Source organism: Streptomyces sp. NPDC090119, assembly GCF_044747085.1.
GTDB lineage: Bacteria > Actinomycetota > Actinomycetes > Streptomycetales > Streptomycetaceae > Streptomyces.
The window spans coordinates 1,190,441-1,211,427 of the sequence record NZ_JBIVDK010000001.1 but is presented as its reverse complement, the minus strand read 5'-3'; the positions used below and the strand labels follow the sequence as shown (position 1 = coordinate 1,211,427).

21 protein-coding genes are annotated in these 20,987 nt (G+C 72.9%); 9 read left to right on the top strand and 12 right to left on the bottom strand.

Annotation, left to right across the window (positions count from 1 at the left end; genetic code table 11):
- The first annotated feature begins 80 nt into the window (after positions 1–80).
- Complete coding sequence (locus ACIPPM_RS05530) at positions 81–1,256, top strand: spore photoproduct lyase family protein (protein ID WP_401443302.1); 1,176 nt, start codon at positions 81–83, stop codon at positions 1,254–1,256.
- 171 nt (positions 1,257–1,427) lie between these two features.
- Positions 1,428–2,531, top strand: coding sequence for an NADH:flavin oxidoreductase/NADH oxidase (locus tag ACIPPM_RS05525; protein ID WP_401443300.1), 1,104 nt, complete (start codon positions 1,428–1,430; stop codon positions 2,529–2,531).
- A 13-nt stretch (positions 2,532–2,544) separates the two neighbouring features.
- Here the strand turns inward: ACIPPM_RS05525 and ACIPPM_RS05520 are convergent, their stop codons facing one another.
- The 4 genes from ACIPPM_RS05520 to ACIPPM_RS05505 form a co-directional block, all read right to left on the bottom strand.
- Complete coding sequence (locus tag ACIPPM_RS05520; RefSeq protein WP_401443297.1) at positions 2,545–3,702, bottom strand: anhydro-N-acetylmuramic acid kinase; 1,158 nt, start codon at positions 3,700–3,702, stop codon at positions 2,545–2,547.
- A complete protein-coding gene (locus tag ACIPPM_RS05515) occupies positions 3,656–5,038 on the bottom strand; it encodes an MFS transporter (protein WP_401443295.1) in 1,383 nt (460 codons plus the stop codon). The genes ACIPPM_RS05520 and ACIPPM_RS05515 overlap by 47 nt, the downstream gene beginning before the upstream one ends.
- Before the next feature lie 77 nt (positions 5,039–5,115).
- Positions 5,116–5,754: a molybdopterin-dependent oxidoreductase gene (locus ACIPPM_RS05510; RefSeq protein WP_401443293.1), complete on the bottom strand. Its 639-nt coding sequence runs from the start codon at positions 5,752–5,754 to the stop codon at positions 5,116–5,118.
- A gap of 140 nt (positions 5,755–5,894) precedes the next feature.
- The gene (locus ACIPPM_RS05505) at positions 5,895–6,314 is read right to left on the bottom strand and encodes a molybdopterin-binding protein (RefSeq protein ID WP_401443291.1); all 420 of its coding nucleotides are present in this window, start codon (positions 6,312–6,314) and stop codon (positions 5,895–5,897) included.
- Between the two features lie 272 nt (positions 6,315–6,586).
- Between ACIPPM_RS05505 and ACIPPM_RS05500 the strand changes: the two genes are divergently transcribed.
- From ACIPPM_RS05500 to ACIPPM_RS05490, 3 genes are all read left to right on the top strand, one after another.
- A complete protein-coding gene (locus ACIPPM_RS05500; RefSeq protein ID WP_401443288.1) occupies positions 6,587–7,630 on the top strand; it encodes an iron-siderophore ABC transporter substrate-binding protein in 1,044 nt (347 codons plus the stop codon).
- A gap of 92 nt (positions 7,631–7,722) precedes the next feature.
- Entirely contained in the window at positions 7,723–8,550 is an 828-nt protein-coding gene (locus ACIPPM_RS05495; RefSeq protein ID WP_401443285.1) for an alpha/beta fold hydrolase, read from the top strand.
- Entirely contained in the window at positions 8,537–9,076 is a 540-nt protein-coding gene (locus tag ACIPPM_RS05490; RefSeq protein WP_401443283.1) for a GNAT family N-acetyltransferase, read from the top strand. The genes ACIPPM_RS05495 and ACIPPM_RS05490 overlap by 14 nt, the downstream gene beginning before the upstream one ends.
- A gap of 1 nt (position 9,077) precedes the next feature.
- Here ACIPPM_RS05490 and ACIPPM_RS05485 read toward each other — a convergent pair whose 3' ends face one another.
- Complete coding sequence (locus ACIPPM_RS05485; RefSeq protein ID WP_401443280.1) at positions 9,078–10,415, bottom strand: hypothetical protein; 1,338 nt, start codon at positions 10,413–10,415, stop codon at positions 9,078–9,080.
- A 113-nt stretch (positions 10,416–10,528) separates the two neighbouring features.
- Here ACIPPM_RS05485 and ACIPPM_RS05480 point away from each other — a divergent pair, with 113 nt between their 5' ends.
- Entirely contained in the window at positions 10,529–11,773 is a 1,245-nt protein-coding gene (locus ACIPPM_RS05480) for a molybdopterin-dependent oxidoreductase (RefSeq protein WP_401443278.1), read from the top strand.
- 310 nt (positions 11,774–12,083) lie between these two features.
- Here the strand turns inward: ACIPPM_RS05480 and ACIPPM_RS05475 are convergent, their stop codons facing one another.
- The 3 genes from ACIPPM_RS05475 to ACIPPM_RS05465 form a co-directional block, all read right to left on the bottom strand.
- Positions 12,084–12,845 (bottom strand): class I SAM-dependent methyltransferase, encoded by a 762-nt coding sequence (locus ACIPPM_RS05475; protein WP_401443276.1) that lies wholly within the window; start codon positions 12,843–12,845, stop codon positions 12,084–12,086.
- A complete protein-coding gene (locus tag ACIPPM_RS05470) occupies positions 12,842–13,459 on the bottom strand; it encodes a DUF2064 domain-containing protein (RefSeq protein WP_401443274.1) in 618 nt (205 codons plus the stop codon). The genes ACIPPM_RS05475 and ACIPPM_RS05470 overlap by 4 nt, the downstream gene beginning before the upstream one ends.
- Positions 13,460–13,541: 82 nt before the next feature.
- On the bottom strand, positions 13,542–14,273 hold the full coding sequence (locus ACIPPM_RS05465) for a glycosyltransferase family 2 protein (protein ID WP_401443272.1): 732 nt from the start codon (positions 14,271–14,273) through the stop codon (positions 13,542–13,544).
- Positions 14,274–14,378: 105 nt separating this feature from the next.
- Between ACIPPM_RS05465 and ACIPPM_RS05460 the strand changes: the two genes are divergently transcribed.
- Positions 14,379–15,113 carry a response regulator transcription factor gene (locus tag ACIPPM_RS05460; protein ID WP_401443270.1) on the top strand — a complete coding sequence of 245 codons (735 nt, stop codon included), beginning with the start codon at positions 14,379–14,381 and terminating at the stop codon, positions 15,111–15,113.
- A 1-nt stretch (position 15,114) separates the two neighbouring features.
- Positions 15,115–16,227: a sensor histidine kinase gene (locus ACIPPM_RS05455; RefSeq protein ID WP_401443268.1), complete on the top strand. Its 1,113-nt coding sequence runs from the start codon at positions 15,115–15,117 to the stop codon at positions 16,225–16,227.
- Between the two features lie 2 nt (positions 16,228–16,229).
- On the opposite strand, the gene ACIPPM_RS05450 is transcribed toward ACIPPM_RS05455, so the two are convergent.
- From ACIPPM_RS05450 to ACIPPM_RS05435, 4 genes are all read right to left on the bottom strand, one after another.
- On the bottom strand, positions 16,230–17,219 hold the full coding sequence (locus tag ACIPPM_RS05450) for an NAD-dependent epimerase/dehydratase family protein (RefSeq protein ID WP_401443266.1): 990 nt from the start codon (positions 17,217–17,219) through the stop codon (positions 16,230–16,232).
- 73 nt (positions 17,220–17,292) lie between these two features.
- Positions 17,293–17,844 (bottom strand): DUF4334 domain-containing protein, encoded by a 552-nt coding sequence (locus ACIPPM_RS05445; RefSeq protein ID WP_401443264.1) that lies wholly within the window; start codon positions 17,842–17,844, stop codon positions 17,293–17,295.
- Between the two features lie 34 nt (positions 17,845–17,878).
- Positions 17,879–18,601, bottom strand: coding sequence for an aspartate/glutamate racemase family protein (locus ACIPPM_RS05440; RefSeq protein WP_401444201.1), 723 nt, complete (start codon positions 18,599–18,601; stop codon positions 17,879–17,881).
- Positions 18,602–18,606: 5 nt separating this feature from the next.
- Positions 18,607–20,055 carry an NCS1 family nucleobase:cation symporter-1 gene (locus ACIPPM_RS05435; RefSeq protein WP_401443262.1) on the bottom strand — a complete coding sequence of 483 codons (1,449 nt, stop codon included), beginning with the start codon at positions 20,053–20,055 and terminating at the stop codon, positions 18,607–18,609.
- 144 nt (positions 20,056–20,199) lie between these two features.
- Between ACIPPM_RS05435 and ACIPPM_RS05430 the strand changes: the two genes are divergently transcribed.
- Complete coding sequence (locus ACIPPM_RS05430) at positions 20,200–20,913, top strand: GntR family transcriptional regulator (protein ID WP_401443260.1); 714 nt, start codon at positions 20,200–20,202, stop codon at positions 20,911–20,913.
- Positions 20,914–20,987: the final 74 nt, after the last annotated feature.

Sequence of the window (20,987 nt, the reverse complement as noted above, 5' to 3'; positions counted from 1 at the left end):
AGCCCCACCGGGGTGGGACGCCGGGAGAGGACCGGGCCGCCACTCCTCACCCCCGCACACCCCGTACCGCAGGAGCCACCGTGTCCCCGACCTCCCCCGCATCCGGCGACCCCGACGCCCTCTTCGGGCTGACCGAACTGCTGGGCGCCGAGGACCCCACCGAGGAACCGGAGCCGGACGACGACACCTCCGACCAGGTGTCCCGGCTGCTGGACGTGCGGGAGATCTACGCCGAGCCCGCAGCCGCCCTCTCCCCGCGCGGCCGCCAGGTCATCGCCCGCTTCCCCAAAGCGCGCGTACGGGAGGTCGGCTCGCACTGGAACATCCCCCACCTGCACGGCAACGAGGGCAACGCCGACCGCTGGGTGCGGGTCAAGCGGCAGACGCTCGTCCTCGGCGTGCGCAAGTCACTGACCGTACGGCCCAACGGACGCTCGGCGGACTGGATCGCCCCCGGCGCCTCCAACGGCTGCGCCATGTCCTGCGCGTACTGCTACGTCCCGCGCCGCAAGGGGTACGCCAACCCGATCACCGTCTTCACCAACATCGGGGACGTCATCGGCGCCCTGGAGAAGCACATCACCTCCCTCGGCCCCAAGCAGGAGCCCACCCAGTGCGACGAGGAGCGCTGGGTGTACGACACCGGGGAGAACGGGGACTGCTCGGTGGACGCGCTGATCAGCGACAACACCGCCGACCTCATCGCGGCCTTCCGGCGCTGGCCCACCGCGATGGCCTCCTTCGCCACCAAGTACGTCAACCGGGACCTGCTCGCCCTGGACCCACGCGGCTCGACCCGCATCCGCTTCTCGCTGATGCCGCCCGGCGACTCCCGGCTGCTGGACGTGCGGACCAGCCCGGTGGCCGAGCGGATCGCCGCCGCCGGGGACTTCCTGGACGCGGGCTACGAGGTGCACTTCAACCTCTCCCCCGTCGTGCTGCGCCCCGGCTGGGAGGAGGACTGGGCGGAGCTGCTGCGCCACCTCGACGACGTACTGCCCGCGCGAGTGAAGGCGCAGGCGGCGGCCGAGGTCATCATGCTGACGCACAACCGCCAGCTCCACGACGTCAACCTGCGCTGGCACCCGCGCGCCGAGGACGTGCTGTGGCGCCCGGAGATCCAGCAGGCCAAGCGCTCGGAGAACGGCGCGCTGAACGTGCGGTACCGCAACGACGTCAAACGGGAGGGCGTACAGCGGGTGACGGAGCTGGTCGCGGCGCACGCGCCCTGGCTGCGGGTGCGGTACGCGTTCTGAGCGTTAGGCGTCCTGAGCGGCGCGTGTCCCGAGCGGCGCGCGTTCCCGCGCATCGGCGGACCGAGGGAAGCAGCACCAGGGAATCCATGGCCCCTGCATGTTGTTATCCGGGTCGGTCCGCCGCCGCCACGGTGGGCCGCCATGCCGACCCACGACCCCCGGGAGCCCCGCGTGAGCGTCCTGTTCGAACCGCTGTCCCTCCGCTCGCTGACCGTGCGGAACCGCCTGTGGATGGCGCCGATGTGCCAGTACTCCGCCGCGCCCGAGGGCCCGGAGACCGGCGCGCCGAACGACTGGCACTTCCAGCACCTCGCGGCACGCGCGGCGGGTGGCACCGGCCTGATCCTCACCGAGGCCACCGCCGTCAGCCCGGAGGGCCGGATCAGCCCGTACGACCTGGGTCTGTGGAACGACACCCAGCAGGCCGCGTTCGCGCGCATCACCCGCTTCCTCAAGTCCCAGGGCACCGTCCCCGGCATCCAGATCGCGCACGCCGGACGCAAGGCGTCCACCGAGCGGACCTGGGTGGACCGGGGCGCCCCGATCGCCCCCGGTGACGGCCACGGCTGGCAGCCCGTCTCGGCCAGCGCGCTCCCCTTCGACGACGGGTTCTCCACCCCCGCCGAGCTGACCACCGCCGAGATCGACGCGATCGTCGAGGAGTTCGCCGCCACCGCCCGGCGCGCGCTCGCCGCGGGCTTCGAGGTCGCCGAGATCCACGGGGCCCACGGCTACCTCGTCCACCAGTTCCTCTCCCCGTACTCCAACCACCGCACCGACGCCTACGGCGGCTCCTACGAGGGGCGTGCCCGGTTCGCGCTGCGGGTCGCGGAGGCGGTCCGCGCGGTGTGGCCCGATGAACTCCCCCTGTTCTTCCGGGTCTCGGCCACCGACTGGCTCACCGAGGACGAGAGCGACGACCGTACGGGCTGGACCGCGGACGACACGGTCCGGCTCGCGGCCGACCTCGGCCGCCGGGGCGTCGACCTGATCGACGTCTCCACGGGCGGCATCGCGCCCCGCGCCCGCATCGAGACCGGCCCCGGTTACCAGGTGCCCTTCGCCGAGCGGGTACGCCGGGAGACCGGGCTGCCGGTCGCCGCGGTGGGGCTCATCACGGAGGCGCGCCAGGCCGAGAAGATCGTCGCCGACGGTCAGGCCGACGCCGTCCTGCTCGGCCGTGAGCTGCTCCGCGACCCCTACTTCGCGCTCCACGCCGCCCGCGAACTCGACGCCGAGCCGTACGTCCCGCAGCCGTACCACCGGGCGTTCTGATCGGGGGCCAAAGTCACTTCAACTCCAGTCGTACGGGCGCCTGTTCCGGCCGGGCGGGCAACCTGAGTCCGTCGCGGCCGGGGGTGAGCGAACCGAGGACGCTCGGATGGCGGGCGCCCGTGCTGGCGGGGTCCGTCCCGGCGAGGCCGTGCAGGGTGAGGAAGCCCAGGACGGCGAAGGCGTACGCCTCCTTGGCGGCCGAGGGGAGGCCCAGCTCGTCGGAGACGCGGACCGGGATGCCGGGGAGTGCGGCGCCCAGGGCACGCATCAGCGCGGGGTTCCGGGTGCCGCCGCCGGAGGCGATGACCTCCGTGGCGGCGACCGACCGTACGGCGTCCGCGATCGTGCGGGCGGTCAGCTCGGTGAGGGTGGCGAGGATGTCCTCGGCGGAGACACCGGCCAGCAGGTCGGCAGCCGTCGCCCGCAGATAACCGGGGTGGAACAGCTCCTTGCCGGTCGTCTTGGGCGCGGGACGGGCGTAATACGGGTCTCCCAACAGCCTGTCCAGCAGCGGGCAATGAACCTGGCCGCGAGCGGCCAGCGCGCCGTCGGCGTCGTACGCCAGCAGGCCCCCGCTGGACTCCCGCGCCGCCGCGTCCGTCAGCGCGCACCCCGGACCGGTGTCGAAGGCCGTGCCGTCCGGCGCGGTGAGGTTGGCGATGCCGCCGATGTTCAGCGCGACGGGCGTGCCCGGCCTGCCCCGCAGCCACAGCAGGTCGACGAGGCTGACCAGCGGCGCGCCCTGGCCGCCCGCGGCCACGTCACGGGGCCGGAAGTCGGCGACGACGGGCAGCCCCGTCGCCTCGGCGATCCAGGCGGGCTGCCCGAGCTGCAGGGTGCCGTGGACGCGGTCGCCGTCCACCCAGTGGTACACCGTCTGGCCGTGCGAGGCGATCAACTGGGCCGACCCGCCGCACAGTTCGGAGTCGGCCCGAGCGGCGGCCGCCGCGAACGCCTGCCCGATCCGGGTGTCGAGACGGCATACGTCGGCCAGCGGTACGGCCGCCGGGGGCAGCGCTCCGGCGAGCAGCTCCAGCAGCCCGTCGTCGTACGGCTCGCTCACCATCCCGAGCGGCCTCAGGAGGAGCGTGTCCCCGGCGAGGCGCAGCTCGGCCGCCGCCGCGTCAATCCCGTCGTACGACGTTCCCGACATCAGGCCGATCACCAGCATCCACCCCACCCGCCTTTCCCGAAGTACCCGTAAAAGAAGTGCCCTTGACGGAAGTGCCGTTGAACGCGGTGCTCTTGAAGAGGGCGAGCATGCTCACCGCGCAGGCCGCCGCCGCGTAGTAGGCGGGTACGTCCACGTTCCCGGTCCGCTTCACGGCCTCCGTGATGATGAGCCCCGCGCAGCCCGAGAACACGGCATTGGACAGGGCGTAGGCGAGTCCGAGGCCCGTGCAGCGCACCCGGGTCGGGAACATCTCGGCCAGCAGCGCGGGGCCCGGCCCGGCCATCAGCCCGACGATCGCGCCCGCGATCAGTACGGCCAGTCCCTTGAGCGGTGTCGAAGTGCCGTCGCTCTGCAAGAGGTTGAGGAGAGGAACCGCCAGGACCACGACCAGGCCGGCCCCTGTCAGCATCACGGGCCGCCGCCCGATCCGGTCACTCAGCAGGCCCGCCGGGATGATGGTGGCGGCGAAGCCGAGGTTGGCCAGCACGGTCGCGGTCAGCGCTTCCCGGAAGGTGGCGTGCAGGGCCGTCTGGAGGTACGAGGGCAGCACGACCAGGAAGGCGTACCCAGCGGCAGCCCAGCCCATCACCCGTCCGGCGCCCAGCGCGACCGCCCACACCACGTGCCGCGCGGGGAGGGACTCGGTGGGCTCCCGCTCCTGCTCCCGGAAGGACGGTGTCTCGTCCAGCCGCAGCCGGAGCCACAGCGCCCCCAGCCCCATCGGCAGCGCCAGCAGGAACGGCAACCGCCACCCCCACGAACTCAGTTGGGCCTCGGTCAGCGCGCTCGCCAGCACCGCCGCGACCCCGGCCCCGCCCAGCAGCCCGAGCGCCACGGTGAACGACTGCCACGCGCCGTACAGTCCCCGCCTGCCCGGCGGCGCGAACTCGGTCATCACCGCGACGGCGCCCCCGAACTCCCCTCCCGCGGACAGCCCTTGGAACACGCGGAGCAAGGTCAGCAGCCACGGTGCCAGGACGCCCACCGTGGCGTACGTCGGCAGCGCGCCGATCAGCGCCGTCGTCACCGTCATCAGCGAGATCACCAGGATCAGCACCGGGCGCCGCCCCATCCGGTCCCCGAGCCGACCGAACAGGGCCGCGCCGACCGGGCGGAAGAAGAACGCGAGCGCGAAGGCGGCGTACGTCTTGACCAGGCCCTCGACCGTGCCGCCCCCGGTCGGGGTGAAGAAGCGCTCCGCGATCACCGTGGCGAAGTAGCCGTAGACACCGAACTCGTACCACTCGATGAAATTGCCCACCGACCCGGCGGCGAGCGCCCGCACCGACGGCCCGCGGCCCGCGGTCGCCCGGTTCTCGTCATTCAGCTCCATGGCAGCAATGCGTGCCCAGCCGGGCCCTCGCTTACCCGGGCGCAGGACGCCCACGCTTACCCGGCGCAGGGCAGGGCCTATCGCGCGGGCCCCTCCCCCGGCTGCTCCTGGTGCGAGTAGCGCTGTTCCCGCCAGGGGTCGCCGATGTTGTGGTAGCCGCGTTCATCCCAGAAGCCTCGGCGGTCCTCGGTGAGGTACTCGACGGCACGCAGCCATTTGGGGCTCTTGTAGCCGTAGAGGTGGGGCACGACCAGGCGGAGCGGGAAGCCGTGTTCGGCGGTGAGGGGTTCACTGTTGTGGTGGGTGGCGAGGATGGTGCCGGGGGCGTCGAAGTCGGCCAGGCGCATGTTGGTCGCGTAGCCGTACTCCGCCCAGGCCATCACGTGGGTGACGCCGGGGGCCGGGGGGACCAGGTCGAGCAGGGCGCGGGCGGGGATGCCGTACCACTCGTGGTCGGTGGAGGTGGTGCCCGTCGCGCAGTGCAGGTCGGCGACGACCGTGCCGTGCGGGAGTGCCGTCAGCTCGTCGAACAGCCATATTCGCTCCTCGCCGTCGGCGGTGGCGCCGATGACGCGGAGGTTCCAGCGGGCGGGGCGGAAGCGGGGCACGGAGCCGTAGTGCGAGACGGGCCAGCCGTTGACGCGGCGCTGGCCGGGCGGGAGGCGTCCGGGCAGGTCGGCGATGGCGCCGGTGGTGCCCTGTCGGTTGCCGGCCACGTGGGAGCCCCTCTCCGCCGGTCCACGGCGCGGATGTCTTCCCTTGCAGCGTATGTGCCCCCGCGCGGACGGGCGCGGCCCGGGATCGGCGCGCGCCCGCCGCGAGAGCCGGTCGCCCGGCTCCGCGCGGCCGTCGGGCCCTACACGGTCGCCAGCGACACCTCGGTCGACTTGATCAGGACGACGACCGGTGAGCCCGCCGCCAGGCCGAGGTCGGTCACCGCGTCCCGGGTGACGGCCGCCGTGAGCGCGCCGCCGTCGACGGTGACGGTCACCGTCGCCATGGCGCCGCCGAGGGCGACGGAGCTGACCGTGCCGGGCAGCTGGTTGCGGATGGACAGCCCCCGCACCCGCTCGGTGGCGAGCGCCACCTCGGTGGCCTTCATCAGGGCACGGACGGCGGAGCCCTCGGCCAGTCCCAGCTCCTTGACGGACTCCAGGGTGATCGCGGCGGTGAGGTCGTGGCCGCCGTCGAGGCGCACCTTCACGGTCGCCATCACCTCGCCGTGGGCGATGTCGGTGACGGTGCCGGCGATCTGGTTGCGGATGCTCAGGCTCATGGCGCTCCTCGCGGGACGAGACGTCGGTGGGCTGTGCGCGTTCAAAGCTGTGCGTGTTCAAAGCCGTGTGCGTTCAAAGCTGTGCGTGTTCGGCTGTACGCGTTCCGCTGTGCGCGTTCAACGTAGCCGCGGCGACCGCGCCCGCCGCGACCCCCGTCGCATCCGCCACCCTCCGTCCCGTACCGGGCTGGCAAACCAGAGGATCACCCGCGATACGGAACGGGTGCCTCCGTGCAACGCGTGCCGAGTAAAAGTTAGGTTAGCCTTCCTTCATGTTCAATCGTTCGATTTTTCCGGCGCGGTCGGCCTCCGGCGTCTCGCCGTCGCACGGTCGCCGTCTCGCGGCGGGTGTCCTGGCCGTCACCGCCTCTCTTGTGATCGCGGGCTGCTCGTCCGGCTCCGGCGGCACGGGCGGTGACGACACCGGCGCGGTCGCCAAGGGGAACTTCCCCGCCAAGGTCGCGACCAAGTTCGGTGAGGTCACCGTCGAGAAGCAGCCGAAGCGCGTGGTGGCGCTCGGCTGGGGTGACGCGGAGACCGCGCTCGCCCTCGGCGTCGAGCCCATCGGTGCCAGCGACTGGCTCGCCTTCGGCGGCGACGGCGTCGGTCCCTGGGCCAAGGGCAAGTACACGAAGAGCCCGACGAAGATCGGCACGATGGAGCCCGCCTATGAGAAGATCGCGGCTCTCCAGCCCGACCTGATCCTCGACACCAAGTCGAGCGGCGACCAGAAGCGCTACGACACCCTCAGCAAGATCGCCCCGACGGTCGGCGTGCCCAAGGGCGGCGACCAGTACCTGACCGACTGGCAGGACCAGACCGAGATGGTCGCGGACGCGCTCGGCCTGCACGACAAGGGGCAGCAGCTCATCGCCCGTACGAAGGCGAAGTTCGCCGCGGCGGCCAAGGCCCACCCCGAGTTCAAGGGCCGCACGGTGACCTCCGGGTCCCGTACCTCCGAGGGCTTCGGCGCCTACGTCCAGAGCAGCGGCCGGGTGGACTTCCTCCAGCGGCTCGGCTTCAAGAACAACCCGTGGGTCGACAAGCAGGGCGGCAGCAGCTTCTTCATCAGCGTCTCCCACGAGAACGTGAACAAGCTCGACGCCGACCTGGTCGTCATGGAGCCCATCGGCGTGGCCGCCTCGGACATCTCCGGCGACCCGCTGTTCAAGAAGCTGCCGGCCGTCCGCGCGGGTCATGACGTGGTCTTCGAGACCGACTCCGCGCTCGACAAGGCGTTCGCCACCGACTCGGTGCTCTCGGTGAACTACGCCTTGGACAAGGTCGTACCCGAGTTCGCCAAGGCGATGAAGTAGATCCAACTCGCGCACATCGCTGTGCCATCGGCCCGGCACGTCCCTATGCTCGGCTCCCGTCCGCAGACGTCTGCGAAGCGAAGGAGCCGCACGTGCCCACTGTCGAGGTCAATGGCGCAGCGATCGCGTACACGGACACCGGTGCGCCTCCCGGAAAGCCTGACGCGCCCGCCGTCGTCTTCGGTCACGGGCTGCTCTTCAGCGGCTGGATGTTCCATCCGCAGATCGAGGTGCTCCGGGAGCACTACCGTTGTGTGACCGTGGACTGGCGGGGCCAGGGCGACACGCCCGCCACACCCTCCGGGTACGACATGGACACCCTCACCGCCGACGCCGTCGCCCTGATCGGCCACCTCGGCCTCGGGCCCGTGCACTACGTCGGTCTCTCCATGGGCGGCTTCGTCGGCCAGCGCATCGCGGCCCGTCACGGCGAACTGCTGCGCTCGCTGACGCTGTTGGACACGAGCGCGGACGGCGAGCACGCGGACAAGGCGGGCGAGTACCGGCTGCTGGCGCGCGTCTACCGCTTCACGGGCGTCGGGCCGGTCCTCGGAAAGGTGAAGACCGCGATGTTCGGCCCCGGCTTCCTCGCCGACCCCGCGAGTCAGCCCGTCATCGACGAGTGGGTACGACGCCTGCGGCGCTGCGAGCGGGCAGGCATACGCAAGGCGGTGCTCGGCGTCATCGACCGGGCCTCCGTGCACGCCGAGTTGGGGCGTGTCTCGGTACCCACGCTGGTCGCCGTCGGCGCCGACGACGTGGCCACTCCGCTCGCGGACGCGGAGCGGGTCGCGGCCGCCATCGAGGGGGCCCGGCTGGAAGTGGTGCCGGGGTCGGGCCACAGCAGCACGCTCGAACAGCCCGCGGCTCTCACGGCGTTGATCGGCGACTTCCTGGCCTCGGTCGATGTCCGCCACTGAGCGGGGCCGGGCGGCGGCCGGACTGAGGCGGCTGAGTGACGAACTGGCCCCGGCGGTGCTGGCGTTCGAGCTGTCCAACCGGGACTACTTCGCCGCCGCCGTGTCCGACCGTGGCGACGAGTACTTCGCCCGCTTCACCGACCGGTTCGACGCCCTGCTCGCCGAACAGGCCACCAGTGCCTGCGCGTTCTATGCGCTCGTCACCGAGGACGGCACGGTCCTGGGCCGCTTCAACCTCTACGACCTCCTGGACGGCACCGCCGAACTCGGCTACAGGGTCGCGGAGCACGCCACCGGGCGGGGTGTGGCGACGGCTGCCGTGCGGGAGTTGTGCGATCTGGCGGTCACGCGGCATGCCCTGCACACCCTTCGGGCGGCCACCGCGCAGGAGAACATCGCGTCCCAACGGGTCCTGCTCAAGACCGGGTTCGTCCGGACCGGTCCGGCGGGTCCGGCCGACCTCGGGGGCAGGTCGGGCAGCTGGTACCAGCTCGACCTGGCGTGGCGGGGCGGGACGTCCGGGTGACTCACCACCCGGTCAGCAGAAGGCTGTTGATCAGCACGGCGAGGATCGCCTGGGCGGCCAGCCAGGCCCGGGGGCGTGGGAGCAGGGCGCAGGCGGGCAGGAGCCACACCGCGAAGGGCAGCCAGATGCGTTCCGTCTCCGCCTTGCTCATGCCGGACAGGTCCGCGATCAGCAGCGCGGCAAGGGCTGCCGCGACGATCAGGGCCAGGCGGGTTGCGGGGCGGTCGGTCCGGTGGACGAGGGAGTCGGCGGTGCGCGGGAGGGCCGCTGCCGTCGCCGGGCCGGTGATGATCGCCGCGCAGGCGAGGTTGGCCCAGATCCAGTAGCCGTAGGGGCGGGTGCCGCCGACGCCCTGGTAGTAGCGGGTCACGAGGAGGTGGTAGGCCGTCCACCAGTTGAATCCGAGCAGCCCGAACACGACGGGGGTGACGGCCAGTCCGGCGAGGAAGGGCAGCACGAGCAGCGGGCGGGCCCGCAAGTCCGCGCGGGCGAGGACGAGCACCGCGAGTCCGATGAGGGCGATCAGGGTGAGGCCGTAGGAGAGGTAGCAGGTCAGCCCGGCCAGCAGGCCGGAGGCGGTCGCCCAGGGCAGGGACCGCCGGGTGAGCGCGAGCGCGAGGCAGGCCAGGGTCCAGGCGGCGACCGCCGCGAAGTAGGCGTCGGCGGAGGCGCCCATCCAGACCGCGGCCGGGGCGAGGACCAGGAAGGGTGTCGCCCGCCGGGCGAGGCGTTCGTCCGTCAGCGCGCGCAGGGCGACCAGGACCGCGGCGGAGGCGGACGCGCCGAGCACCACGCACCATGTCCCGGCCCAGCCGCCTCCGCCCAGCCCGATCCGGTCCAGCAGGACGAAGGTCACCGTGGCGGCGGGGGGATGGCCGGCCACATGGGCGGGCCAGTTGCCGGGGGCCCCGGCGAGGATGTGGTCCTCGAAGCCGCGCAGGGTGGCCGGGATGTCGTGGAAGCGGTCGATGACCTGGAGGTACTCGTTCGCGGTGGTGAGCCGGGTGGCGATGCCGTCGTGCCAGCCGTCGATCAGGGCGAGGGAGAAGATCCAGGCGGCCGACGCGGCCCAGGTCACCCAGGGCAGCGCGCGCCAGGGCAGCCGGGCGGCGAGCGCGGGCCCGTACGCCACCCCGGCCGCCGCGAGGACCAGGGCGGCCGGGGTGCCGGGGCCGACGTGGGGGTCCCAGTCGGCGAAGAGGGGCGGCCAGTGCACGAACAGGGTGTGGTGGGCGTCCTGGATGTGACGGCCGACCAGGACGGCGGCGGTCACCAGGAGTACGGCTGCCGCCGCGGCGTACAGGTCACGGCGTGAGGTGTGGGGCCGGTGGTGGATCACACCGGAACGCTAGGCCGTAGGGGCGGCTCCGGTCCGCCTTCCGGGCCGGACGTCAGCGTTTCGTCATGGGTCGCAGGGCCGTTCCGGGGTGCCGCCGGGCCTACGGTCGGCTCATGCGCGACGATCCCCGGCTTCCCACCTCTCCCCGCTTCTGGCGCAGCCCCTTGCGCGGTACCTGGTTCACGGCGGTGCTCGGGCTGGTGCTGCTCGGCGGTGTCAGCGTCCTGTTCGTGACCGGGCTGGTGTCGTACGCCGCCTACAACCCGGACCTCTCACCGGTGAACGACACCACCCCGGACAAGGGGGTGCTCGGCTTCTACCTGTTCGACTGGCCCGCCGGGCCGTCCTGGCTGTACCGGCTCACCCAGGGCGTCCATGTCACGCTGGGCATCGTGCTGGTGCCGGTGCTGCTGGCCAAGCTGTGGTCCGTGGTGCCGAAGCTGTTCACGCTGCCGCCCGCCCGATCGCTGGCGCACGCGCTGGAGCGGGTCTCACTGCTGCTCCTGGTCGGGGGCGCCCTGTTCCAGTTCGTCACCGGGCTGCTCAACGTCCAGCTCGAGTACGTGTTCCCCGGCTCGTTCTACCCCCTGCACTTCTACGGCGCCTGGGTGTTCATCGCCGCCTTCGCCGTGCACGCGGCGCTGCGGACACCGATGGCGCTGCGGACCGTTCGTGCGTGGCGGCGTGGGGAGCGGGGTGACGAGGCCGGGCTCAAAGCGCCGGAGCCCGTGCCCGCCACCGTGTCCCGGCGGGGCGCGCTGTGGCTGGTCGGCGGTGGTTCGCTGCTGCTGTTCGTGACGACCGTGGGGCAGAGCCTCGGCGGCCCGCTGCGGCGTACCGCGCTGCTGGCGCCGCACGGCGGGTCCGATCCCGGTGGCGGCCCGAACGGCTTCCAGATCAACAAGACGGCCCACTACGCCGGGATCACCGACGCGGACACCCATCCGGACGCCTGGCGGCTGGTGGTCACCGGACCGGCGGGCACGGTACGGCTCAGCCGCGCCGACCTGCTGCGCCTGCCGCAGCACAGCTCGTCGTTGCCGATCGCCTGCGTGGAGGGCTGGTCCACGGCGGACCAGTGGTGGCGCGGGGTGCGACTGCGCGACCTCGCCGCGCTCGCCGGATACGGCGGTGGTCCGCCCGATGTGCTCGTGGAGTCCGTCCAGCGCCACGGTGCGTTCCGGCGGGCCGCGCTCCGCGCCAACCAGGTGTCCGACCCGCGTTCCCTGCTCGCCCTGTCCGTCAACGGCGAGGCGCTGTCCCTCGACCACGGCTATCCGGCGCGGATCATCGTGCCCGCCGCACCCGGCGTCCACAACACCAAGTGGGTGGGCCGCCTGACCTTCGGAGACCTGTGATGCGCCGTCCGACGCTTCGTGCCCTGATCGGCAGTCCGCTGCAACTGCTCTTGCTGGTCTGCTCGTTCGCGCTCGCCGCCTACGCGGGTGTGCGGCTGCTCGCCGACGACTGGCTCGCCGTGGCTCTCTGGTTCGTGTGCGCGGCCCTGCTGCACGACCTGGTGCTGGTGCCGCTGTACTCCGCGCTCGACCGTGCGCTGAGGGCGGGGACCGCCGCGAGGTGGACGCTGTACGTACGTGTGCCCGCCGTGCTGTCCGGGCTGGCGTTGCTGGTGTGGTCCCCACTGATCCTGGGGCTGTCCGCCGACCGCTACCGGTCGGCGACGGGGCTCGACCCGGACGTGTACCTCTCCCGCTGGCTGCTGATCACGGCCGCGCTGTTCGGGGGCTCCGCGCTCCTGCTCGTCCTGCGGGTGCGCAGAGCCACGAAACATCGCTCGCCCGCCGTCCACTGAACGGTCTCCGGCCATCCCCCGTGCCGCGCGCGTCGCAGCAGCGCGGGGGTGCCGACGCGGGCCCAGGGGAACGGCTCGCCCACCGCTCCCCCGCCGTGGGCCATGTCCACCACCCGTACGCGGGCCCGCTCGTCGACGTCACCGGGCACCGTCTCGACGATCAACAGACCTTCGGGACTGAGGAGTTCGCGCATCCGGTGCAGCAGGGCGGGCACGTCTCCGCCGATGCCCACGTTGCCGTCCATGAGCAGCACGGTGCCCCAGCGGCCCTCGCCGGGCAGCGGGTCGAACACCGAGCGGTGCAGCGCTCGTCCGCCCGCCGTGTGGGTACGGGCCACCGCGGCCTCGCTCACGTCGACACCGAGGGCGTGGCGGCCGCGTACGGCGAGTTCCGCCACGAGTCGGCCGGGTCCGCAGCCCACGTCGAGCACGGCGCCCTCGCAGCGGTCCAGTACCGCCCGGTCCACGGCGTCGGCGGCCGCGCACCAGCGCTCCACGTCCAGCGGCAGCAGCCAGCCGTCGCCGCGGCGCAGGAACAGCGGGCCCCGGCCGGTGCGCAGCGCGGTGGCGTAGGGGTCGGAGGCGGCCCAAGCGGGGGGTGCGGTCACGGTGCTCATGACGCTCCGGGGTGGGTGAGGGCCGCCAGTCGTGCGGCGAAGGCGGTGTCCGGGGCGAGGGCGGCGACGGCGTGGGCGTCGGCGGCGGTGTCGACGTCCCGCAGCCGGGGCAGCTCGCGTACCCGAAGCCCGGCGGCGGCCAGCCGCTCGCGCTGCATGGTGCCCGTCTCGGGCACGGACATCGGGACGCCCCGCAGCAGCCCGGGTTCGGGGCGCGCGAGACCGAGCGCCCAGAAGCCGCCGTCCTCGGCCGGGCCGAAGCGGGCGTCGCAGTCCGTGAAGTCCATGGTCAGCAGGTCGGGGGTGATCTGCGGGGTGTCCATGCCGACCAGCAGGGCGGGGCCGGTGCAGTGGGCGAACGCGTCCGCGAGCCGTTCGTCGAGGCCGCCCGCGCACTGCGGTACGACCTCGAAGCCGTCCGGCACCCAGGGCCCCGGCCGCCCCTCCAGCACCAGCAACCGGCGCCGGGCCGGGGCGGCGGCCACCGCGCGCAGCGTGTCCGCGAGCGCGGCCTCGGCGAGCGCGGCGGCCTGCACGGGCGAGAACGGCGGGGTGAGGCGGGTCTTGACCTTGCCCGGCCGGGGTTCCTTGGCGATCACGAGGAGAGTGGTCATGGGCTGTCTCCTGGGGCCGGGGCGGGGAGGGCGCGGTCGGATGCGGTTCGCTCGCCGTCGGCGCCGGTGGCAGGCCCTGCGGTCACCGGGTACCCCCCGGCGCCGTCCGCTCCCCATCCGCCGGGGGTGTCTCGCGCAGGACCCGGCTCATGTCGCGTACCGCGTGCCAGGTGCCACGCCAGGTGCCGGTCACCTTGGAGGCGCCGGAGCGCGGCAGATACGGCACGTCGTGCTCGGTGACCCGCCAGCCCGCGTCGGCCGCGCGGACCACCATCTCCAGGGGGTAGCCGCTGCGCCGGTCGGTGAGACCGAGGGTGAGCAGCGGTTCGCGACGGGCGGCGCGCAGCGGACCGAGGTCCCGCAGGGCGAGGCCCGTACGGCGGCGCAGCAGCAGGGAGAGCGCGAGGTTGCCCGCACGGGCGTGCGCGGGCCAGCTCCCCCGCCCCTGCGGCCGACGGCGCCCGAGCACCAGGTCGGCCCCGCCCGCGCGCACCTCCTCGACGAAGGGCACCAGCAGGCGGGGGTCGAGGGAGGCGTCGCAGTCGCAGAAGCAGACCGTGTCGGCGGTGGCGGCGAGCAGCCCGGCGTGGCAGGCGGCGCCGAATCCTCGCCGTTCCTCGCGTACGACGGTCGCGCCCAGGGCGCGGGCGACCTCGGCGGAGCCGTCGGTGGAACCGTTGTCCACGACGAGCGCGCGCCAGCCCGCCGGGATACGGGCCAGCACCCAGGGCAGGGCCTCGGCCTCGTCGAGGCAGGGCAGCACGATGTCCACGGCGGGACCGGTGGGTGGGGGTGAGGTGGTCACGGCTTTCACCCTACGAAGCCGAACCGGGACGAACCGGACTTCCGCTCCTTACGAAACGCGGACGTCCGGCCGCGGTGGAGGTCCGGGTCCCGCCGGGCTGCCAGGCTGGAGAGCATGCAGCAGCCGTACCCCACACCGCCCTCGGGCCGTGTCCTGGTCGTGGACGACGATCCGACCGTGGCGGAGGTCGTCGCCGGATACCTGTCCCGTGCCGGACATGCGGTGGACCGCGCCGCCGACGGTCCGTCCGCCCTCGCGTCCGCCGCCGGGCAGTGGCCCGACCTGGTGGTGCTCGACCTGATGCTGCCCGGCATGGACGGCCTGGAGGTGTGCGCGCGGCTGCGCGAGCGCGGCCCGGTGCCGGTCATCATGCTCACCGCGCGCGGCGACGAGGAGGACCGGGTACTCGGCCTGGAGGTCGGCGCGGACGACTATGTGACGAAGCCGTTCAGCCCGCGCGAGCTGGTGCTGCGCGTGGAGTCGGTGCTGCGCCGCACCCGGCCCGCCGACCGGCCGACCACCTCCGGACCGCTCGCTGCGGCGGGCCTGACCCTCGACCCGGCCGCCCGCCGGGCCACCAAGGACGGTGTCGAACTCGCCCTGACTCTCCGCGAGTTCGATCTGCTGGCGTTCCTCCTGCGGCATCCGGGGCGGGCCTTCGGGCGGGAGGAGCTGATGCGGGAGGTGTGGGGCTGGGACTTCGGTGATCTGTCCACGGTGACCGTGCACGTCCGCAGGCTGCGCGGCAAGATCGAGGACGATCCGGCCCGGCCGAGGCTGATCCGTACCGTCTGGGGTGTCGGCTACCGGTTCGAACCGGATGCCTCCGCCGGACCGGAGGAGTGCTGACATGGCCGCCAACCTCCTCATCGCCCTTTACGCCTTCCTCGGCGCCGCCGCCTCCGGCCTCCTCGGCGCCGCCGCGCTGCGGCTGGTCCGGCGCCGCTCGCTGACCGCGTCGCTGGCCGTGGTGGCGGGCGTCGGCGTGTTCGCCATGCTGGCGGGCACCATGGCGGTGGCGTGGGCGATGTTCCTGTCCCCGCACGACCTGCGCGTGGTGACCACGGTCGTCGCCATGGCCGCGGTCGTCTCGCTGCCCACCGCCCTGCTGCTGGGCCGCCGGGTGGTCGCCCGCAGCCGCGAACTGACCGACGCGGCACGGAACTTCGGGGACGCGGGCGCCTTCTCCGCGCTCGCCGCACCGGCCACCGCCGAACTCGACGCCCTGAGACGGGAGTTGGCGACGACCAGCGCCCGTCTCGCCGCCTCCAGTGAACGCGAACGTGCCCTGGAGGCGTCCCGGCGGGAACTCGTCGCCTGGATCTCGCACGATCTGCGGACCCCGCTGGCCGGTCTGCGCGCCATGTCGGAGGCGCTGGAGGACGGGGTGGCCACCGATCCGGCCCGCTATCTCCGGCAGATCCGCACCGAGGTGGAACGCCTCGACGGCATGGTCGGCGACCTCTTCGAACTCTCCCGCATCCACGCCGGGACGCTCCCGCTCAGCCCCGCCCGGATCTCGCTGTACGACCTGGTGGGGGACGCCCTCGCCGGGGTCGGTCCGCTCGCCCGTGAGCACGGCGTACGGCTGGTGGGCGACGGGGTGCGGCCGGTGCCGGTCGAGGTGGACGGCAAGGAGATGAGCCGGGTCATCGCCAACCTGCTGGTCAACGCCATCCGCCGGACCCCGGCCGACGGCACGGTGGCCGTCGCGGCCAGGCGGGCGCCGGAGGGTGTGGTGCTGTCGGTGACGGACGGCTGCGGAGGCATCCCCGAGGAGGATCTGCCGCGCGTCTTCGACACCGGCTGGCGGGGCACGGACGCGCGGACGCCACCGGCGGGGGCGGGGCTCGGGCTGGCCATCGTGCGGGGGATCGTGGAGGCGCATCAGGGGCGGGCAAGCGTGCGGAACATCCCCGGCGGCTGCCGCTTCGAGGTGACGCTGCCCGTCCCGGCCTCCTGAACTCAAGCGGACCCCGCGAACTCCGCCATCCCCTCGGCGAAGCCGATCCGGGGCCGCCAGTCCAGTTCGGCGCGCAGCCGGGCGGAGTCGGCGGTGATGTGCCGTACGTCGCCGAGCCGGTACTCGCCGGTGACCACCGGCTCCGGGCCGCCGTGCGCGGCGGCCAGCGCGTACGCCAGTTCGCCGACCGTACGGGGCTCGCCGCTGCCGGTGTTGTACGCGGTGAGGGTGCCGGGGCGGTCCGGTGCCCCGAGCGCGGCCAGGTTCGCCGCCGCCACGTCCCGCACGTGGACGAAGTCGCGGCGCTGACCGCCGTCCTCGAACACCCGTGGCGCCTCGCCCCGTTCCAGCGCCGAGCGGAAGAACGCGGCGACCCCGGCGTACGGGGTGTCGCGGGGCATCCGGGGGCCGTACACGTTGTGGTAGCGCAGGGAGAGGGCCGTGCCGTCGGTGGCGCGGGCCCAGGCGGCGGCCAGGTGTTCCTGGGCCAGCTTGGTGGCGGCGTAGACGTTGCGCGGGTCGGCCGGGGCGTCCTCGCCCACCAGGCCGGGGACGAGCGCGGTGCCGCAGACGGGGCAGGGCGGTTCGAAGCGGCCCGCCCTCAGGTCGGCCTCGGCGCGTGGGCCGGGCCGTACGACGCCGTGGGCCGGGCAGGCGTAGCGGCCCTCGCCGTACACCACCATCGACCCGGCCAGCACCAGCCGCCGCACGCCCGTCTCGGCCATCGCGGCGAGCAGGACGGCGGTGCCGAGGTCGTTGCGGGAGACGTACTCGGCCGCGTCGGTGACGCCGTCGCCGAGGCCGACCATGGCCGCCTGGTGGCAGACGGCGTCCACGTCGGCGACGGCGCGGGCCACGGCCGCGTGGTCGCGGACGTCGGCGGCGGGATCGTCCCGGACGTCGAAGACCGCGGCCTCGTGCCCGGACGCCCGCAGCGCGTCGACGACATGCGACCCGATGAACCCGGCACCGCCGGTGACCAATACACGCATGGCCCCAACGTAGGCCCGCCCTCGGCCGTTTCCCTGGCACACCGCCCCGACGTCACCACTCGGTAAGGTCGTCCTACAGCACCCTGAGCGAGTCGTCGCGGCGCAGTACGAAGAAGTACGGGGTGCGCAGGCCGCGCATGTCCATCACGCCGATGACCGCGTCGTCGGAGAGGCGGCGGAAGACGTCGTTGACGGGGACCTGGTCGTAGACCATCGTCGCGGTGTCCTGGCCGCGGTACCGGGTGGTGCGCAGCCGGGCCTTGGGCGACCGGGTGCGCAGGGCGGGCCGGAGGTTGCTGATCGGGGCGGCCATCGAGCGGTTCCGCAACACCGGGAGCCGCCGGGTGAGTCCGAGCCCGAGGAACGCCTTGGCCGGGTCGAACGCCCACAGCGACCTGCCGTCCGCCGACGGGAAGAGCAGCGGGTGCACGGTCTCGGCGTCGACGAACTGCTTGCCCCACCATCCGCTGGCGCCGAGCAGCCCGTCCATCGGGTGTCCGGTGGGGAGTTCGTCGCCGTGCCAGGTCCCGAGCATGAAGTCCGGCTCGACCGCCCCGGCCGCGTCGAAGACGTCCAGCGCATCGACGGCCGTACGCGGCACTTCTTCGAACAAGTCCTGCAGCATGCGTGCTCTCCTTCGTCCGGTGCCGTCGATCCGGTCAGTATGCCGGGCGTCCCCACGCCCGGCGTTTCGGGAGGGGTTTGGCGTAGCTGCCCGCGCGGCTCGTGGTGAGGGTCAGCGCGACGAGGGACTCGGCGAGTTTGACCGCCGCCGCCACTCCGTCGACGACCGGGAGGCCGAGTTGCTCGGAGAGGGTTCGCTGGAGGCCGGTCATGCCCGCGCAGCCGAGGACGAGGACCTCGGCTCCGGCCGCGTGGGCTCGTTCGGCGGCGGACAGGAAGGCGGACTCGGTGCGGGCGGGGTCGGCGGCCAGGTCGAGGACGCCGAGGCCGGTGCCGACGACGGCGGCGCAGTTGCGGGCGACTCCGGCGGTCTCCAGGCTGTCCTCGATCTGGCCGCGCGAGCGGTCGAGGGTGGTGACGACGCCGTAGCGGCGGCCGATGAGGCAGGCGAGGTGGGCGGCGGCCTCGGTGATGTCGACCACGGGTACGTCGACCAACTCCCGTACGCCTTCGCGTCCGTGCTCGCCGAACCCGGCCATGACGACGGCGTCGTACGGCGGTCCGTCGTAGGTGCGCAGGGTGTCGAGGACGGCGGCGGCCGAGAGGTGGCTGTCGAGCCAGCCCTCGGCGGACTCGGGGCCCCAGGCCGGGGTCAGGCCGGTCACGGTGGTGCCGGGGGCTGCGGCGGCCCGGGCACCCTGGACGATCTCCTCGGTCATCCCGGGTGTGGTGTTGCAGTTGGTGACGACGATCCGCACGGCCCTCACGCCTCCGCTCCGGTCCGGCCCCGGTTCAGCAGCCAGTACAGGCCCGCTCCGAGGGCCGTACCGATGAACCAGGAGTACGGCGCGACCTCGCCGAAGTCCTTCACCAGCGCCAGCACGGCGGCGACGGCGGCCGAGGGGAGGAACGCGCCGAGGGCCTTCGGGTTGACGCCCCGGCGGTAGTGGTAGCGGGAGCCGGGGGTGGCGTCGAAGAGTTCGTCCACGTCCACCCGGCCGCGCTTGACCGCGTAGTAGTCGACCATGATCACGCCGAACAGGGGTCCGAGGAAGGCGCCGAGGCCGCCGAGGAAGTAGTTGACGACGGTCGGGTTGGAGAAGAGGTTCCAGGGGGTGACCACGAGGGCGGCGACCGTGCTGATCATGCCGCCGACCTTGAACGTGATCTTCTGCGGCCAGACGTTGGCGAGGTCGTACGCCGGGGAGACGAAGTTGGCGACAATGTTGACGCCCATGGTGGCGATGGCGAAGGTCAGCGCGGCGATGGCCAGGACCCAGGTGTTGCCGACCCGCGCGACCAGTTCCGCCGGGTCGGTGACGGCCTCGCCGAACACCTCCAGCGAACCGGCGGTGACGATGACCGAGAGGACGACGAACGCGGTCGAATTGACGGGCAGACCCCAGAAGTTGCCCCGCCGCACGGTCCGGTAGTCGGGCGCGAAGCGGGAGAAGTCGCAGAAGTTGAGCATCAGCGTGCCGTAGGTCGCGAGGATCAGCCCGATCGCGCCGAACCACTGCCGCCACTGCTCCCCCGTGGAGACCGGATGCGGGGTCGCGGTGAGCGAGATGGTCCAGTGGGCCTTGGCCAGCACCCACACGGCGAGCGCGATCATCACCAGCCAGATCGCGGGCCCGCAGAAGTCCTGGAACCGGCGTACGGACTCCATGCCCCGGCTGATGATCAGCGCCTGGACCAGCCACAGGGTCAGGAAGGAGATCCAGCCGAGGGCGTCCAGGCCGAGGAAGGAGTGCTCGGTCAGCGACTTCAGGTCCGGCCAGGCGGCCAGCAGCATCACGTTGACGGCGACGGAGGCCAGGTAGGTCTGGATGCCGTACCACATGATCGCGATCAACGCCCGGATCAGGGCGGGGATGTTGGCGCCCCAGACGCCGAAGGCGATGCGGCTGACCACGGGGAACGGCACGCCGTGGCGCTGGCCGATGCGGCCCATCCAGTTCATCCCGACGAAGATCAGCACGAAGCCGGTGAGGAGGGAGGTGAACACCTGCCAGACGTTCATGCCGAGCACCAACAGGCCAGCGGCGAAGGTGTAGTTGCCCAGGTTGTGGACGTCCGACATCCACAGCGCGAACAGGTCGAAGACCTTCCAGTTGCGCTGGGCGGCGGGGGCGAGGTCCTCGTTGGTCAGGCGTGGGTCGGGGGTGAACGCGGGTGCGCCCGCTGCTTCGGCGCGGTCGGCGATGGACACGGGACCTCCAGGGGCGGGGGGGGCGGAGGGCGGCGGTCGTTTGGTATACCAAACTGCCGTCATGGTTCCGCCGTCAACCGTTCCGACCGATGTCGTCGCCGTTACGGCTCCGTAAAAGCACCGCCCGGCAGCGAGGATGAGCCCATGAGCCCTCTTACGGCGAAGCCCGAACCGCTCGGCTCGGTGCGCGAACGCGTCCTGGCGGCGCTGCGGCAGGACATCATCGCGGGCCGCCTCGGCCCCGGAGACCGGCTGGTCGAACGGGAATTGGCCGAGCGGTACGGCGTCTCCCGCGTGCCGGTCCGCGAGGCGATCCGTGCGCTGGTCGGCGAGGGCTTCGTCCTGTTCGAGTCGGCCCGCCGCACGGTGGTGCGCCGCCTGACCCCCGACGACGTACGCGAACTCTTCGAGCTGCGCGAGGCGTTGGAGGTGTACGCGGCCGGACTGGCGGCGGCTCGGGCGACCCCGGAGGCGCTGGAGCGGCTGCGGGAAACGCTGGCGGAGGCGGCGACGGCCACGGCGGCGGGCGAGGCGGAGGCGATCACGGACGTCAACACCCGCTTCCACGACCGCATCCTGGCCATGGCGGGCAACGGCCTGCTCGTCTCGGTCCTGGAGCCGGTCGACGGCCGCCTGCGCTGGCTCACCCGGCGCAACGCCGAGTGGCCCCAGCTCCTCGCCGAGCACCACGAGCTGTACGAGGCCATCGCCTCCGGCGACCCGGACCGCGCCCGCGCCCACGCGCTGGACCATGTCCGCGCCAACTACCGCTCGACGGTGCGCCATCTGTTCGGCGAGGCCGACGCGGAAGGCCAGGCAGGCGAGGCGGACGACGGGAGGGCAGGACCGGCGGGCTGAACCCGGTGCTGAGCCACCCGTCCGCACCGGTTCACCCGTGCGGACCAATCCGCCCCGCCCTACCGTTACCGGGC

What these genes read in the sequence shown, in the direction of transcription:
- ACIPPM_RS05520 (WP_401443297.1), bottom strand. Translation starts at nt 3,702, where the DNA reads ATGCTGGTGATCGGCCTGATGTCGGGAACGTCGTACGACGGGATTGAC.
- ACIPPM_RS05515 (WP_401443295.1), bottom strand. Translation starts at nt 5,038, where the DNA reads ATGGAGCTGAATGACGAGAACCGGGCGACCGCGGGCCGCGGGCCGTCG.
- ACIPPM_RS05505 (WP_401443291.1), bottom strand. Translation starts at nt 6,314, where the DNA reads ATGAGCCTGAGCATCCGCAACCAGATCGCCGGCACCGTCACCGACATC.
- ACIPPM_RS05500 (WP_401443288.1), top strand. Translation starts at nt 6,587, where the DNA reads ATGTTCAATCGTTCGATTTTTCCGGCGCGGTCGGCCTCCGGCGTCTCG.
- ACIPPM_RS05490 (WP_401443283.1), top strand. Translation starts at nt 8,537, where the DNA reads ATGTCCGCCACTGAGCGGGGCCGGGCGGCGGCCGGACTGAGGCGGCTG.
- ACIPPM_RS05480 (WP_401443278.1), top strand. Translation starts at nt 10,529, where the DNA reads ATGCGCGACGATCCCCGGCTTCCCACCTCTCCCCGCTTCTGGCGCAGC.
- ACIPPM_RS05475 (WP_401443276.1), bottom strand. Translation starts at nt 12,845, where the DNA reads ATGAGCACCGTGACCGCACCCCCCGCTTGGGCCGCCTCCGACCCCTAC.
- ACIPPM_RS05470 (WP_401443274.1), bottom strand. Translation starts at nt 13,459, where the DNA reads ATGACCACTCTCCTCGTGATCGCCAAGGAACCCCGGCCGGGCAAGGTC.
- ACIPPM_RS05460 (WP_401443270.1), top strand. Translation starts at nt 14,379, where the DNA reads ATGCAGCAGCCGTACCCCACACCGCCCTCGGGCCGTGTCCTGGTCGTG.
- ACIPPM_RS05455 (WP_401443268.1), top strand. Translation starts at nt 15,115, where the DNA reads ATGGCCGCCAACCTCCTCATCGCCCTTTACGCCTTCCTCGGCGCCGCC.
- ACIPPM_RS05450 (WP_401443266.1), bottom strand. Translation starts at nt 17,219, where the DNA reads ATGCGTGTATTGGTCACCGGCGGTGCCGGGTTCATCGGGTCGCATGTC.
- ACIPPM_RS05445 (WP_401443264.1), bottom strand. Translation starts at nt 17,844, where the DNA reads ATGCTGCAGGACTTGTTCGAAGAAGTGCCGCGTACGGCCGTCGATGCG.
- ACIPPM_RS05430 (WP_401443260.1), top strand. Translation starts at nt 20,200, where the DNA reads ATGAGCCCTCTTACGGCGAAGCCCGAACCGCTCGGCTCGGTGCGCGAA.